Source organism: Teichococcus deserti (genome assembly GCF_001982615.1).
Taxonomy (GTDB): Bacteria; Pseudomonadota; Alphaproteobacteria; order Acetobacterales; family Acetobacteraceae; genus Pseudoroseomonas; species Pseudoroseomonas deserti.
In genome coordinates this window covers 1-14,542 of record NZ_MLCO01000282.1, presented here as the reverse complement: position 1 = coordinate 14,542, position 14,542 = coordinate 1, and the positions used below count along the sequence as shown (strand labels likewise).

General features: G+C 70.1%; 16 protein-coding genes. 5 read left to right on the top strand and 11 right to left on the bottom strand.

What is annotated here, in order from left to right:
* Positions 1-73 precede the first annotated feature (73 nt).
* On the top strand, positions 74-1,183 hold the full coding sequence (gene pdxR, locus BKE38_RS24170) for a MocR-like pyridoxine biosynthesis transcription factor PdxR (protein WP_076959781.1): 1,110 nt from the start codon (positions 74-76) through the stop codon (positions 1,181-1,183).
* A gap of 99 nt (positions 1,184-1,282) precedes the next feature.
* Here the strand turns inward: pdxR and BKE38_RS24165 are convergent, their stop codons facing one another.
* From BKE38_RS24165 to BKE38_RS24130, 8 genes are all read right to left on the bottom strand, one after another.
* The gene (locus BKE38_RS24165; RefSeq protein WP_207553659.1) at positions 1,283-1,897 is read right to left on the bottom strand and encodes an alpha/beta hydrolase; all 615 of its coding nucleotides are present in this window, start codon (positions 1,895-1,897) and stop codon (positions 1,283-1,285) included.
* Positions 1,894-2,658, bottom strand: a complete 765-nt coding sequence (map, locus tag BKE38_RS24160) for a type I methionyl aminopeptidase (protein ID WP_076959780.1) — start codon at positions 2,656-2,658, stop codon at positions 1,894-1,896. The genes BKE38_RS24165 and map overlap by 4 nt, the downstream gene beginning before the upstream one ends.
* Before the next feature lie 4 nt (positions 2,659-2,662).
* Positions 2,663-2,872 carry a ParD-like family protein gene (locus BKE38_RS24155; RefSeq protein ID WP_076959779.1) on the bottom strand — a complete coding sequence of 70 codons (210 nt, stop codon included), beginning with the start codon at positions 2,870-2,872 and terminating at the stop codon, positions 2,663-2,665.
* Between the two features lie 140 nt (positions 2,873-3,012).
* Positions 3,013-3,231: a hypothetical protein gene (locus BKE38_RS24150; protein WP_076959778.1), complete on the bottom strand. Its 219-nt coding sequence runs from the start codon at positions 3,229-3,231 to the stop codon at positions 3,013-3,015.
* Positions 3,228-3,599, bottom strand: coding sequence for a TfoX/Sxy family protein (locus BKE38_RS24145; protein WP_076959777.1), 372 nt, complete (start codon positions 3,597-3,599; stop codon positions 3,228-3,230). The genes BKE38_RS24150 and BKE38_RS24145 overlap by 4 nt, the downstream gene beginning before the upstream one ends.
* 57 nt (positions 3,600-3,656) lie before the next feature.
* Complete coding sequence (locus tag BKE38_RS24140) at positions 3,657-4,319, bottom strand: peroxiredoxin (protein ID WP_076959776.1); 663 nt, start codon at positions 4,317-4,319, stop codon at positions 3,657-3,659.
* A gap of 159 nt (positions 4,320-4,478) precedes the next feature.
* The gene (locus BKE38_RS24135) at positions 4,479-5,219 is read right to left on the bottom strand and encodes an acyl-CoA thioesterase (RefSeq protein ID WP_076959775.1); all 741 of its coding nucleotides are present in this window, start codon (positions 5,217-5,219) and stop codon (positions 4,479-4,481) included.
* 75 nt (positions 5,220-5,294) lie between these two features.
* Positions 5,295-6,227 (bottom strand): AraC family transcriptional regulator, encoded by a 933-nt coding sequence (locus BKE38_RS24130; protein ID WP_076959774.1) that lies wholly within the window; start codon positions 6,225-6,227, stop codon positions 5,295-5,297.
* A gap of 97 nt (positions 6,228-6,324) precedes the next feature.
* On the opposite strand from BKE38_RS24130, the gene BKE38_RS24125 reads away from it, so the two are divergent.
* Positions 6,325-7,215, top strand: coding sequence for an NAD-dependent epimerase/dehydratase family protein (locus BKE38_RS24125; RefSeq protein WP_076959773.1), 891 nt, complete (start codon positions 6,325-6,327; stop codon positions 7,213-7,215).
* 61 nt (positions 7,216-7,276) lie between these two features.
* On the opposite strand, the gene BKE38_RS24120 is transcribed toward BKE38_RS24125, so the two are convergent.
* A complete protein-coding gene (locus tag BKE38_RS24120; protein WP_076959772.1) occupies positions 7,277-7,918 on the bottom strand; it encodes a hydrolase in 642 nt (213 codons plus the stop codon).
* A gap of 153 nt (positions 7,919-8,071) precedes the next feature.
* Between BKE38_RS24120 and BKE38_RS24115 the strand changes: the two genes are divergently transcribed.
* The gene (locus tag BKE38_RS24115; RefSeq protein ID WP_076959771.1) at positions 8,072-8,965 is read left to right on the top strand and encodes a LysR family transcriptional regulator; all 894 of its coding nucleotides are present in this window, start codon (positions 8,072-8,074) and stop codon (positions 8,963-8,965) included.
* Positions 8,966-9,009: 44 nt separating this feature from the next.
* Here the strand turns inward: BKE38_RS24115 and BKE38_RS24110 are convergent, their stop codons facing one another.
* On the bottom strand, positions 9,010-9,939 hold the full coding sequence (locus tag BKE38_RS24110; RefSeq protein ID WP_076959770.1) for a DUF5655 domain-containing protein: 930 nt from the start codon (positions 9,937-9,939) through the stop codon (positions 9,010-9,012).
* A gap of 406 nt (positions 9,940-10,345) precedes the next feature.
* Entirely contained in the window at positions 10,346-11,920 is a 1,575-nt protein-coding gene (gene guaA, locus BKE38_RS24105; RefSeq protein ID WP_076959769.1) for a glutamine-hydrolyzing GMP synthase, read from the bottom strand.
* A gap of 190 nt (positions 11,921-12,110) precedes the next feature.
* On the opposite strand from guaA, the gene BKE38_RS24100 reads away from it, so the two are divergent.
* Together BKE38_RS24100 and BKE38_RS31010 are read left to right on the top strand one after the other, a co-directional pair.
* Complete coding sequence (locus tag BKE38_RS24100) at positions 12,111-12,851, top strand: DUF1028 domain-containing protein (RefSeq protein ID WP_242662553.1); 741 nt, start codon at positions 12,111-12,113, stop codon at positions 12,849-12,851.
* 125 nt (positions 12,852-12,976) lie between these two features.
* Positions 12,977-13,702, top strand: coding sequence for a hypothetical protein (locus BKE38_RS31010; protein ID WP_076959767.1), 726 nt, complete (start codon positions 12,977-12,979; stop codon positions 13,700-13,702).
* Positions 13,703-14,542 lie beyond the last annotated feature (840 nt).

Below are 14,542 nucleotides of genomic sequence, written 5' to 3'. Positions count from 1 at the left end.
CTCCGGCACGCCCTGCGGGTCGCCATAGGACAGGCGGTCGGGGCCGGCGCGCTGGCAGGCCTCGCCCGCCCGGCTGATCGCCGATTTCCGCTATGGCGACCTGGCTGCCGGCGATTTCCCGACGCTGCTGTGGAAGCGCGCGGTGGATGCCGCCATCGCCCGCCGCCCCGACCGCCTGTCCTATGGCGACCCGCAGGGCGTGCCGGAGCTGCGCGCAGCGCTGCAGGCCTATCTGTGGCGCGCCCGCGGCCTGCGCTGCGAGCCCGGGCAGATCGTCGTGGTCAACGGCTCGCAGCAGGGGCTGGACCTCTGCGCGCGGCTGCTGCTGGACCCGGGCGACCGCTTCGTCATGGAGAACCCCGGCTACGCCATGGCCCGCCATATTTTTTCCAGTGTCGGCGCCGAGGCGATCCCGGTTCCCGTCGACGCCGAGGGGCTTCGCACGGAGGAACTGGAAAAAACATCGGCGCGGCTGGCCTATGTGACGCCGTCGCATCAGTTCCCGCTGGGCGGGGTGCTGCCGGTGGCGCGCCGCCGCGCCTTGCTGGACTGGGCCCGGCGCGAGGCCGCCTTCGTCATCGAGGACGACTACGACAGCGAGTTCCGCTACGACATTTCTCCTGTCCCCCCGCTGCACGCCCTGGCGGAGGAGGGCGAAGGCGCCCCGGTGATCTATCTCGGCACGGTCTCCAAGACGCTCTCCCCCACGCTGCGCCTCGGCTACCTGGTGCTGCCGCCGGCACTCACAGAAAGCTTCGCGGTGGCGAAGCAGCTGATGGACCGCCACACCGCGGCGCTGGAGCAGGCCGCGCTCGCCGCCCTGCTGGAGAGCGGCGCCTATGAGCGCCATATCCGTCGCCTGCGCCGCCGCAACGCCGAGCGCCGCGCCACGCTGATCGACGCCCTGCAGCGCCATTTCGGCGAGGCAATCCGCATCGAGGGCGATGCCGCCGGGCTGCATCTGCTGGCCTGGCTGGACGCCCTGCCCGCCGCCGCCGCGGCGCCGCTGCGCGCGGCCGCGCTGCGTCGCCAGATCGGCATCCATCCGGTGGCGCCGCTCTATGCCCCTGATGCGCCGCAGCCGGACAGCCTGGGGCTGATGATGGGCTATGGCGCGCTGGAGCCGAAGCGGATCGACCGCGCGGTGATCGCGCTGAAGGCGGCGGTGGAAGAGGTGGCGTAGAGCGTGATGGCTTGAGGTGGAATCACCGAAAAGCCTGAATCACGCGATCAAACAAACGGCTAGGGTAACTTGGCTTCGTTCTTCCGAAGCCAAGTTACCCTAGAGGCCGGCCAGCCAGCCGCGCGTCAGCTGCGCATCGGCCTCGCCCAGCGCATGGCCGCCGGGCAGCAGCCGCGCGGTGACCAGGGCGCCGGCCTGCAGCAGCTGCCCCGCCAGCTGCGGCGTGTCGCCGGGGTCGCGCCGCGCATCCGCCACCGCACCCAGCAGCAGCGCCGGATAGCCGTCCAGCGGCGGCAGGGCCTCGCCGGCGCAGGGCGAGAGCGGGCGCAGCAGCACGGCCCCGGCCGACAGCCCCGCCCCCCGCAGCAGCGCCGCGGTCGCCATGATGGCGCCGTTGGAATAGCCCAGCAGCAGCGGCGGCGGATGGCCCTCCACGACCAGGGCCGCCAGGAAGCCGCAGAGCTGCCCGGCTTGCGCCGCCAGGTCGGCGCGGTCCAGCGTCCGGTCGGGGTTGCGGCGGAAGAAGGCGTGGCCGCCCTCCCAGTCCAACGGCCCGCGCAGCGCCAGATGCGGCCGGTCCGGCGCCACCGCCTGGGCGAAGCCGCGCAGCGAGTCCTCGGAGCCGCCGCTGCCATGCAGCAGCACCAGCGGCGCGCGCCCGCCCGCCACGGCGCCGGCGCGCGCGAATTGGAAGCCGGCCAGGCGCTCGATCATGGCGCGGCCTCGCCGCGGCGCAGCGTCAGCACCTCGACCCCGCTCGGCGTCACCGCCACCGTGTGCTCGAACTGCGCCGACAGTTTTCTGTCCGTCGTCACCACGGTCCAGCCATCGGGCTCGGTGGCGACCTGCCGGCGGCCCTGGTTGATCATCGGCTCGATGGTGAAGACCATGCCCGGCCGCAGCCGCAGCCCGGCGCCGGGGCGGCCGATATTCATCACCTGCGGCTCCTCATGCATCGCCCGGCCGATGCCATGGCCGCAATATTCCCGCACCACCGAGCAGCCGTTCCGCTTGGCATGGCGCTCGATGGCATGGCCGATATCGCCCAGATGCGCGCCGGGCCGCACCTGGGCGATGCCCTGCCACATCGCGGCCTCGGCCACCTGGACCAGGCGGCGGGCGGCGGGGGCGACCTCGCCGACCAGATAGGTCTTGCTGGAATCGGCGAGATAGCCGTTCTTCTCCAGCGTGATGTCGAGATTGACGATGTCGCCGTCGCGCAGGATCTGCGCCGCATCCGGCACGCCGTGGCAGACCACCTGATTGACCGAGGCGTTCAGCACGAAGCCGAAGCCGTATTGCCCCTTGCTGGCCGGGCGCGCTTCGAGCGCCTCGGTGATGAAGCGCTCGACCAGGTCGTTGACCTGCAGCGTCGACATCCCCGCCAGCACGATGCCGTCCAGCATCTCGAAGACCCGGGCCAGCAGCCGGCCGGAGACGCGCATCAGCGCCAGCTCGTCGGCGGTCTTCACCATGGTCTCAGGCCGCCGGGCGCTCGGCCTCGGGTTGGGCCTGGGCGGCGGCCAGCTCGCGGCGGAGGATATCGGTGAAGGACAGGGTCGGATTGGCCTCGGCCAGCATGCCGATCTTCATCCAGAACTCGGCCTGGGCATTGATCGAGCGGCACATCACCGTGCTGGCGCGGCGGATCTCCTCGTGCAGCGCGTCGTCGATCTTCACGATGCCCATGGCGGGGGTTCCTGTAGCTGCTTCGATATACGAAGCGTATATGCTTCGTATGCCAAGGCCGTCAACGGCGCCGCTGGCGAAGATGCTACGACAACGCTACCCCGAAGCGAGTGCCGGTGCCGAAGGGCGGCGGATAGGTCTTACGGATCAAGGAAGGCGGCGATGACCGCCAGCAGCATCGCCAGGCCGAAGACGACGAGGCCGATCAGCCCCGCCGTGGCCCGTTGCAGCTGCAGATCCTGCCGCCACATCCCTTCGCAGAAGGGCAGGCCACCATGCATCCGGCCTGCGAGGTGTCCGGCGCCGCCTGCCAGGATCGCGAGGATCAGCGCGCCGCCCAGGACGGTCCGCCGCCTCACCCCTTCTTCTTGCGCTTCGGCGTCGCCGGCGCGCGGGCGGCGGCGGCCATCCCCAGCCGGGCCCATTCCAGGAATTCATCGGGGTCGTCGAACATCGTCTCGGGCGGGGCGCTGTAGGACAGCGCCACGACCCGCGTGCCGCCCTGGCGACGGGTCGCGTAGGTGAAAGGCTCGGCGCCCGCGGCCTCGAAGCGGGGGCGGGTCGCGTCGTCGGTGCGGAAGAACAGGCGGTCGTCGCCGGTGACGATGCCGAAGATGCGCTCACCGTGGAACAGCGCGACGCCGCCGAAACTGGCGCGGTGCGGCACCGGCCCAAGCGGCGCCAGCATCCCCAGCACCAGCTCCAGGAAGGACCGCGATACTGGCATGGTGTACCCCCGGGCGACGCCCCGGGCGGCCACCGGCCGCCCGGACCTGGACAAAAATCAGTCGCGCGGCTGGGCGACGACGCGCAGATAGGGCTTCAGCGTCTTCCAGCCGGCCGGATACTTCTGCGCGGCGACCTCGTTGCTGACCGCCGGCGGGATGATGACGTCGTCGCCCGGGCGCCAGTTCACCGGGGTCGCCAGGGTGTGGCGGGCGGTCAGCTGGCAGCTGTCGAGCAGCCGCAGCACCTCGTCGAAATTGCGCCCCGTGGTCATGGGGTAGGTCAGCATCGCCTTGATCTTCTTGTCCGGGCCGATGACGAAGACCGCGCGGACGGTGGCGTTGTCGGCGGCGGTGCGGCCTTCCGAGGTGGTGCCGGCGCCCTCGGGCAGCATGTCATAGGCGGTCGCGACCTTCAGCTCGGTGTCGCCGATCATCGGGAAGTTGACGGCGTGGCCCTGGGTCTCCTCGATATCGGCGGCCCATCTGGCGTGGTTGTCGACCGGGTCGACCGACAGGCCGATGACCTTGGTGTTGCGGCGGTCGAATTCCGGCTTCAGTCCGGCCATGTAGCCCAGCTCGGTGGTGCAGACCGGGGTGAAGTCCTTCGGGTGCGAGAACAGGATCGCCCAGCTGTCGCCGATCCATTCATGGAAATCGATCTGGCCCTGGGTGGTCTGGGCCTGGAAGTTCGGCGCGGTGGCGTTGATCCGCAGAGACATTGTCTTTTCGTGCTCCTCGATGGCCTGGGCGCGGGGCGATGCGCGCGCCCGCCCGGCCCCCGCCCCCTCATCTGGGGGCCGGCCGGCCGCGCGACCATGCAAGTCTTGCATGAAGTGAAGAGGGCGGGGATAGCCCTGGCGTGACCATTTCCCGCCCCGTCAGGCGGCGACGGCCGCCAGCGCGGAGACCGCCGCCAGCCGGAACCGCCCGCCACCGCAGCGGCGCTGCACCCCGGTCAGCACATCCTCGGCGCGCAGCTCGACGCCGACCCAGGCGCCGTCGGCGGTGGTGCCCTCGATCCGCGGGACCAGCTCCATCACCTCGCCCGGGGCGATGGGCTGCTCCAGCACCACGTCGCGGGATTCGGCGACCTGCAGCTCCTGGCGGGTGGCGCGGGTGGCGGCGATCCAGGCGGCGCGGGCCATGGCGTCGATGCTGCGCCCGGCCGCCATCCGCCCGCCCTGCCCGGTCAGCCCGGGCAGCACCAGGTCGACCATGCGCAGCTCTTCTTCGGTGTCCGCCGCGCCCTCGACCAGCTCGGGAAAGACCGGCGCCGGCTCGCCGATGGCGACCATGGAGAAAAGCCCGCCGCCGCAATGGCGGATCTCGCCGGTCAGCGGCGCCTCGGCCAGGAGGCGCACTTCCACGCCGAGCGAGCGGCGGCCGCGGCGCGCCACCTGCCCCTCGACGGTGACGATGTCGCCCAGCCGGCAGGGGGCGGCGAAGTCGATGCGCTCGCAGCTGGCGGTGACGAAATCGGCCCGGCCGAAGCGCGCCGCGGCGATGAAGGCGACCTTGTCCATATGCGCCAGGCCAATGCCGCCGAAGAGGGTGCCGTGGTGGTTGGTGCTGCCGGGGGTGACGATGTCGAACAGCCGGACGGGAAGGTTTGCGGGCATCGGGGATATCGCCTGGAAGGGTAAGGCGGGCGGCCCTCCCCAGGGCGCGGGCCTCTGCCGGGCCGGTGACGCGGATTATCGGCCCGGCGCGGTCGCTGCCGCAAGGGGCGCACCGGCCGCGAAGCGGCGCGGCGGCGCGCCCATCTCGCGCTTGAAGGCGGCGGCGAAGGCGCTGTCGGAGGCATAGCCCAGCGCCGCCGCGATCTCCGACAGCGGCTGGCCGCTATGCGCCAGCCGGTCGGCCGCCAGCAGCATGCGCCAGCGGGTCAGATAGGCCATCGGCGCCATCCCGACCCGCGCCCGGAAATGAACCGCGAAGGCCGAGCGCGACATGCCGGCCTCGGCGGCAAGCGCGGCCAGGCTCCAGCGCCGGGCGGGGGCGGCATGCAGCGCGCCCAGCGCCAGCCGCAGCGGCCGGTCGGCCAGCGCGAAAAGCCAGCCGGTGGCGCGCGCCCCGGTCTCGGCCAGGTGGCGGCGCAGCGCCTGGGCCAGGATCATCGAGGCCAGCTGCTGCACCAGCCAGGCGCCGCCCGGCTGCTCCCCGGCGAGTTCTTCTCTCAACCGCTCGATGCTCCAGCGCAGGCTGTCGCGCTCGGCCTCGCCGGGCAGGTGCACGATGGCCGGCAGGGCACCGAGCAGCGCCGCGGCCGGCGCCTCCTCGACCAGGAAATGCCCGCCCATGACAGCGAAGTCGCGCCCGCCGGGCAGCGCCGCAAGCGCCCCGTTGCGCGCCTGCGGCAGCAGGTCCAGCGCCTGGAAGGGCTCGGCGTCGAGGTCGCTGGCGATGGTGAAGCCGCGGCCGCGGGGCAGGAGGAAGCAGTCGCCGGCGGCGATCCGGCGCGGCGCCTCGCCGTCCAGCGCCAGCCAGCAGGCGCCCTCCGCCACGGCATAGCACTTGATCCCGGCATAGGGCGCGAAACGCAGGCCCCAGCGCCCGCCGGCGGTGAAGCCGCCGAAGCGGTGGTGGCGCGGCCGCAACAGCGACAGGACTTCGGAAAGGGGATCCATTCCTGGACGCTCGCGACATTCTTCTGGCCGATCCAGCATAGGGCGTCGCGGATGGCGGACCTAGCCTGTGCGGGCTTCGAGAAAAGGTTTTCCAGCCATGCGCATCTTCCTGACCGGCGCCTCCGGCTTCATCGGATCGGCCCTGCTGCCGGAGCTGCTGGCCGCCGGGCATGACGTCCTGGCCCTGGCGCGCAGCGACGCCGCCGCCGCGGCGCTGCAGGCCGCCGGCGCCACGCCGCATCGCGGCGACCTGGCCGATGCCGGCACGCTGACCGCCGGGGCCGCCGCGGCCGAGGCCGTCATCCATGCCGGCTTCATCCATGATTTCTCCCGCTTCGCCGAAAGCTGCGAGACCGACCGGCGGGCGATCGCGGCGCTCGGCGCCGGGCTGGCCGAAGGGGCGCCGATGCTGGTGACCTCCGGCACCGCCCTGCTGGCGGGCGCAGGAATGGCGCTGGAATCGCAGGGCGTGCCAGCCAGCAGCCACAATCCGCGCCGCGCCTCGGAAGAGGCGGCCGAGGCCCTGGCGGCCGCAGGGAAACGCGTGGCGGTGGTGCGGCTGCCGCCCTCGGTGCATGGGGCGGGGGATCATGGCTTCGTGCCGCTGCTGATCCGCCTGGCGCGGGAGAAAGGGCTTTCCGCCTTTGCCGCCGACGGGGCCAATCTCTGGCCGGCGGTGCATCGGTCTGACGCGGCGCGGCTGTTCCGCCTGGCGCTGGACCACACCACGCCCGGCGCCCGCTTCCACGCGGTCGCCGAGCGCGGCATCCCCTTCCGCCTCCTGGCCGGGGCGATCGCTGCGGGCCTCGGCCTGCCCTCCGCCGGCCTGCCTGCCGCCGAGGCCGCCGCGCATTTCGGCTGGTTCGCCCATTTCGCGGGGCTGGACAATCCGGCCGACAGCGCCTGGACGCGCGAAAGGCTGGGCTGGCAGCCGGACGGCCCTGGCCTGCTGCAGGACCTGGCGAGGGCGGGGTATTTCGACAGCTGAGGCGCCAGAGTTCCCAGCCCGCCACGGCGGGGGTGACGCGCGCCGCCACCCCCGCGCCGGATCAGCCCACCGGCGTGTTCAGCAGCTGCTGCTCCCAGAGGTAGGCGATGCCGCTGGCGCCGGCATGCTGCTTCATCACCTCGATCAGCCCGGCGACATGCTCGGTGCGGGCCCAGTCGCGCTGCCATTCGGAGGCGACCGCCAGCCAGGTCATCATGTTCACGCCGGCGGCCAGCATGCGCTGGATGGCGACCTGGTGTGATTCGACCGAGACGCCGCCGCAGGCATCGGTGACCACGGTGACGTCCCAGCCCTCGCCCGCCGCCTGGATCGCCGGCATGGCGACGCAGACCTCGGTCCACAGCCCGGCGATGATCAGCTGCTTGCGGCCGGTGGCCTTCACCGCATCCACCGAGGGGCGGTCCTCCCAGGTGTTGATGAAGGTGCGGTCGATCACCGCCTGGCCGGGGAAGACATCGGTGATCTGCGGGAAGATCAGCCCGCCCTGCCGCGCGATCACGCTGGTCAGGATGGTGGGCACCTCGAAGGCCTTCGCCGCCTTGGCCAGGCCGGTGGTGTTGTTGATCACCATCTGCGGGTCGTGGCTGTTCAGGTTGGTCAGCTGGAAGGGCTGGTGGTCGATCAGCACCAGCACCGAATCCTGGGGGCGAAGAAGCGAGGCGAGGCCATTGCGAAGGGTCATGAATACTTCCTCTCGGCCGCAATTGTTGCGGCTGTTGTGGCGAAGACTTGCGCCGCGCGCGGCGCCGCCTGCGGGTCGGACCCTGTCATCCTGTCTTGCCTTGCGGTAGCGCCGGTCCGTGCCAAGCTGTGTCGCGGAATCGGGAACGCGATCTTGGACATCGAAACGTTGCGGACCTTCGTCGAGGTGGCCGATGCGGGCGGCGTCTCGCCGGCGGCGCGGCGGCTCGGCCTGTCGAAATCCATCGTCAGCCGGCAGCTGGCCCGGCTGGAGGCGGAGCTCGGCGTGCAGCTGCTGGCGCGCACCACCCGCGGCGCCGCGCTGACCGAGGCCGGCAGCGCCTTCCGCGACCATGCCGCCCGCGCCTGCGCCGAGATCGACCAGGCGCGCGAGACGCTGCTGCCCGAGGGCGAGCTCTGCGGCCGGCTGCGCGTCGCCGTGCCGCTGACCTTCGGCCCCACCCATTTCGCGACGGTGCTGGCCGAGCTGGCCCGGCGCCACCCGCGGCTGCAGGTCCACACCGCCTATAGCGACCGCTTCGTCGACCTGATCGCCGAGGGCTTCGACTGCGCCATCCGCGTCGGCTACCTGGCCGATTCCGCCATGGTCGCCCGCCGCATCGGCCCGCTGCTCGGCAAGCTGGTGGCGAGCCCGGCCTATATCGAAGCGCATGGCGCGCCGCAGACGCCCGACGAGCTGCCGGCCCACCAGGCGCTGATGCAGGGCACCGAGGCCTGGCAGCTGATGGATGGCGAGCGGGTTGTGACCGTCCGGCCGCAGGGCCGCTTCAAGGCGGACAATGCGACGGCCCTGGCCGCGGCCGCCCTGGCCGGGCTGGGCATCGCCTGGATCCCCGACGGCGTCACCGCGCCGCACCTGGCCTCCGGCGCGCTGGTCGAGGTCATGCCGCGCCACCCGCCGCCGCCGGCCGGGATCTATGTCATCCGCCCGCCGGGGCCGCATCCGTCGCGGAAGGTGCGGGTGCTGACGGAGATGCTGGTGGCGTGCTTCGATCCTATCGCCGCTGGCGTGGCACCGCGCAAGTAAGCCAACCCCTCCACGCAGTTGACGGCCTTAAAACCTCGATCCTATCAGGCTCCATCGTAGCTGCGCTCTAGCAGCGGCTTAGCTTTGTTTAACGTGGCAATATCTGCAATAATTATTTCGAGATTTCCGGTCCCGAAGTGTCCAATATTACGGACATCGCGCGTGAATCCAATTTCAAGATTAATTTCTTCTGGATCAACCTTAACAAATATTTTAAGATGTTTTATCTGCGGCTTAACTTCAACACACGCAAAATTTTTCAAACGACGGAAGGCAATATAATTATCCAAGATCTTTATCTGGACGTCGTCGCCTAATGCCAGCAGATAGGATTTAGCCGCTTCATAAAGATCAGAAAGACTTTGGTCTGCATCTTCAAGATACTGCGTGACAGTCTTCTGGCGAGCCCGCGTTCTTGTTGCCGCGGATCCACCTTGTGCGCTACTACTGATTAAGATTTCTCGGCCAGCCCGTTCAGATGCTGAGGTCAGCAGTTCGAACATCAGTAGCTCACTGCCGAAGCGGCGATAGCGGATCAGTGCTATGTTTCTGTTCATCTGGTTGACCGCATGTGCATCGTACTTGGTGAAATCGCCAGCTATACAAATTAGTCGCGGCGCTCCCCAGTCAACCATCTGTGCTTGAGTGGCACCAAAACGCTCTAAAACCAGCCACTCAAAATCCCGGCGATGGTCCATGAGCCAGTCGAGGTAGAACAAACCTTGATTGATGACGTTTTCGTTGCTCGCCCGCTTGTACTCAACGATTACAGGCGAACCATTCTCATCGATGCCGAGCGTATCCATACGCCCGCCATTCGTGGTCGAGAACTCGGAAGCAAGAAATCTCACCCCCAGGAATGCTTCCATGTTGCATTCAATCAGCGTCTGTAAGGACTTTTCGAGTGCAACGGCACTACCGTAGAGCTCGGCGACTGAACCACTCTCCGTACGAAAAAGCTTTATGTCGCTCATCGAATCACCAACTGGAGGATGCCTACACGATCGTGCTCCTCAGGCTCCTAGCATCCTGATGATTCGTCCAGTGGTGGCGCCGCCTTTATGACATTTCGCGGAGTGGCGGCGAAGAGGGGGCGCTGGCTGGCAAAATCATAGCCAGTCCCAATCTGGCTAACATAGTGGCCGCCCCATACCGTGGGCTTCGCTGCGCCCCTACTATATTGAAGGTGCCGCCGGGTTACCCGCTGAAGCAACCCAACGCGCACCAAATCGTCTGTACAAACATCCAACCGACGAGAAGAGCTCTTTGTACTAATCGCGCCGTTCATGGGATGCTAGTAAGCTCCACGACAATTCGCGTGGATGAACGCAGCCCATTGAGGATACATGCTGCCGGCAGTGAAGTCCGATTTAACGAGGGCTACTCCCACTCGATCGTCCCCGGCGGCTTCGAGGTGATGTCGTAGGTCACCCGGTTGATGCCGCGCACCTCGTTGACGATGCGCCCCGCAACGCGCGTCAGGAACTCCATGGTGAAGGGATAGACATCCGCCGTCATGCCGTCGGTCGAGGTCACCGCCCGCAGCGCGCAGACATTGTCATAGGTGCGGCCGTCGCCCATCACGCCGACGCTCTTCACCGGCAGCAGCACGGTGAAGGCCTGCCAGATCGCGTCGTAGAGGCCCGCCGCGCGGATCTCCTCCAGGTAGATCAGGTCGGCCTTCTGCAGCACCTGCACCTTCTCGCGCGTCACCTCGCCGGGGATGCGGATCGCCAGGCCCGGCCCCGGGAAGGGATGGCGGCCGACGATCTCCTCCGGCATGCCCAGCTCGCGGCCCAGCGCGCGGACCTCGTCCTTGAACAGGTCGCGCAGCGGCTCGACCAGCTGCATGCGCATGCCCTCGGGCAGGCCGCCGACATTGTGGTGCGACTTGATGGTGACCGAGGGCCCGCCGGTGGCCGAGACGCTCTCGATCACGTCCGGATACAGCGTGCCCTGGGCCAGGAAGTCGGCGCCGCCGATCTTGCCCTGCTCTTCCTCGAAGACCTCGATGAACAGCCGCCCGATGGTCTTGCGCTTCTTCTCCGGGTCGGTGACGCCGGCCAGCTGGCCGAGGAACAGGTCGGAGGCGTCGCGATGCACCAGGCGGATGTTGAAGCGGTCGCGGAAGGTGGCGACCACCTGCTCGGTCTCGCCGCCGCGCATCAGCCCGTGGTCGACATAGATGCAGGTCAGCTGGTCGCCGATCGCCTCGTGGATCAGCACCGCCGCCACCGAGGAATCGACGCCGCCCGAGAGGCCACAGATGACCTTTCCGGTGCCGACCTGGGCACGGATGCGCGCCACCGCCTCGGCCCGGAAGGCGGCCATGGTCCAGTCGCCCTGGCAGCCGCAGACACCATGGGTGAAGTTCTTCAGCAGCGCCGCGCCATGCGGCGTGTGCACCACCTCGGGGTGGAACTGGATGCCGTAGAAATGGCGGCTGTCATCGGCGACCATGGCGAAGGGCGCGCCTTCGGAGGTCGCGACGATGCGGAAGCCCTCGGGCAGGCGGGCGACGCGGTCGCCATGGCTCATCCAGACCTGCTCGCGGGCGCCGGCGGCCCAGACGTCCTGGGTCAGCGCGCAGGCCTCCTGCACCTCGACATAGGCGCGGCCGTATTCCTGGTGGTCGCTCTTCTCGACCAGGCCGCCCAGCTGCATGCACATGGTCTGCTGGCCGTAGCAGATGCCGAGCAGCGGCACCCCCATCTCGAACACCGCCTGCGGCGCCCGCGGGCTGCCTGCGTCGACCGTGCTGGCCGGCCCGCCCGAGAGGATGATCCCCTTCGGCGCGAAGCCCTGGATGCGCTCGGCATTGGCGGTGAAGGGCCACACCTCGCAGTAGACGCCCGATTCCCGGACCCGGCGCGCAATGAGCTGCGTCACCTGGCTGCCGAAATCGAGGATGAGGATGCGGTCCTGGTGGAGGGCTTGGGAGGACAGGTCGGCCATGGGCGAGCTTGCACCACGTTCCCCTTCGCGAAGCAAGACTTTCGAGCGGCCGCCGCGCGCCGCCGTGGCGCGCCAGGGTTGCAACGGTTGCGCTGCTCGCGGGGTGCATCCTGACTTTCGCCTCACGCAACAACGCTCGCCCGCCCCCTTGATCGGCTGCACGCCCGCCGCCACGGTCAGGACAACAGCCATGAGGAGCATCCCCCGCATGACCTGGTCGATCGTGGCGCACGACCCTGCCAGCGGCGCCTTCGCCGTCGCCGTCACCACCTGCGCCTTCGCCGTCGGCGCCTCCTGCCCCTTCGTGCGGCCCGGCATCGGCGCCGTCTCCACCCAGTCCTTCACCAACCGCTATCTGGGGCCGGCGGTGCTGGACGGGCTGGCGCGCGGGCTGGCGCCGGCGGATGCCATCCAGAGCGCGCTGGCCGGCGACCGCGGCGCGGCGCTGCGCCAGGTCCACTGCGTCGACCGCCACGGCAACTCGGCCGCCTGGACCGGCGAGAGCTGCGTCGAATGGGCCGGCAGCACCAGCGGCCCCGGCTTCTCGGTGGCCGGCAACATGCTGGCGGGCGAGAGCGTGGTGACCGAGACCGCCGCCTGCTACGCCTCCGCCGCCGCCCTGCCCCTGCCGGAGCGGCTGATGCTGGCGCTCGACGCCGGCCAGGCCGCCGGCGGCGACCGCCGCGGCCGGCAGTCGGCGGCGATGAAGCTGATCACCACGGAAGACTTCCCCGACCTCGACCTGCGGGTCGATGATCACCCCACCCCGCTCGACGAGATGCGCCGCCTGCTGGGCGTCTGGCGGCGCGACCGGGCACCGGGGCTGGCCACCGCGCCGCGCCGCGCGGATCCCTCGGGGCTGGTCGACAAGGCCGTCATCGAGGCGGGATGGCGGGCCCGGGGGCTCGAGCTGCGGTTTTCGAAAAGATAAGTGAGGCCAGGGGAAGGAGTTCCCCTGGACCTCTTCTTTTTTCTGTCTGTTTTCAGCGCTCTGGGAAATGGCGCCGCCGTCGGGGGTGCGGCATAACCGGGCCGGTGAGCCTTGGCGGAGAGGGCATGAAGTACGACATCATCTCGGGCTGGTACTGCGACACGGAGCCGAAGTCCTACCGCGTCTTCGGGGACGACTACGTCCGCTCCGTCGGGTGCTTCTACCTCTGGGAATGGTGCGTCAGGACGTTCACCTCGCCCGATCAGATCTATATCCTCGAGTCGGGCTCGCCGCTCCTGCCCTCCCTGCCGCAGGGCACCAACATCAACTGGGTGAAGCTGAGCCAGAACTTCGGCCATGCCGTCGGTTGCCAGCACCACCATTCGGGATGGTCGCGCGCGCTCCTCAGCGGGCTGATGTATGCCTACTGCAATGGCAGCGACCACGCGGTCCTCGTCGAGCAGGGCAGCCTGTTCTACGGGCAGAACATCATCGAGCAGCAGATCGCCAGATATCCCGATGCCGGCATCATCGCCCCGTCGGGCAAGGGCACGCCCCAGCCGCTGCAGACCGGCATCCTGATCTTCCGCACCGCCATCGTGCCGGACTTCATCCAGCGCTACACGTCGCTCGCCGAGCCCGACGCGACCTTGAGCCCGGAGAAGAAGGTCGCGCGGGTCGGGGCGGAGCTCGGCCTGACCATCTCGGACCTTCGCTTCGGCCGGAGCCGTCCGCTGGACTTCTCCCACGAGCACTTCTTCCTGCGCCACGCCACGCGCGAGCAGCTGGAGGCCTTCGTCAGCCATCTCGGCCTGGCGGAAGTCCCGGAAGCGCCTCTGCTCCAACGATGAGCCAGGATCGGGGTGGGTCGCCGTGTCGCCGCGGCATCCTCACCCCGCGATGCCGGCGTGTCAGCGCGGAGGGCGCTCCTGCTGCGGCGGCTGCGGGCGCGGTGGCGGATGGCCGCCCCCGCCCGGCGGCGGGCCCTGATGCATCCCCGGCGGCGGACCCGAAGGACGCGGCGCCGGCATCGGTGCCGGATGGCTGACCGGCCCGGCCGCGGGCATCGGCGGCGGATGTCCCACCGGGCCGGCGCCCGGCCCCGGGCCTGGCCGTGGCGATAGGACCGGCGGCATTGCCGGCGCATGCGGCGGCCCGCCAGGCATCCCGCCGCCAGCCGGCGGAGGCCCGCCCGGCCGCGGCCCTGGACCACCCGCGCCCGGCCCGCCGACCACGGTGCCCGGCCCGATCGGCCCCGGACCACTGCCCGGCCGCGGACCGCCGGGACCGCCGACCCCAGCGCCACCCACCGCCGTGCCAGTCCCGGTCGGCCCCGGGCCACCACCCGGCCGCGGCCCGCCAGGCGCCGGTCCAGGCCCTGGTCCAGGCCCCCATCCAGTCCCCGGTCCAGGCCCGCCGGCACCCCGTCCCGGACCACCGGGGCCAGCGCCTGGTGGTCCGGGACGGGGTGCCGGCGGGCCTGGACCGGGGACTGGATGGGGGCCTGGACCAGGGCCTGGACCGGCGCCCGGCGGGCCGCGGCCGGGTGGTGGCCCGGGGCCGACCGGGACTGGCCCGGCGGGGGGGGGCGCCGGGGGCGGCGGCGGGCCCTTATCACCCACCGACGCCGCCCACGACCCTACACGGTGCGACGGCGCGGGCCGGCCGGACCTGCAAAAGGACAACAAAGA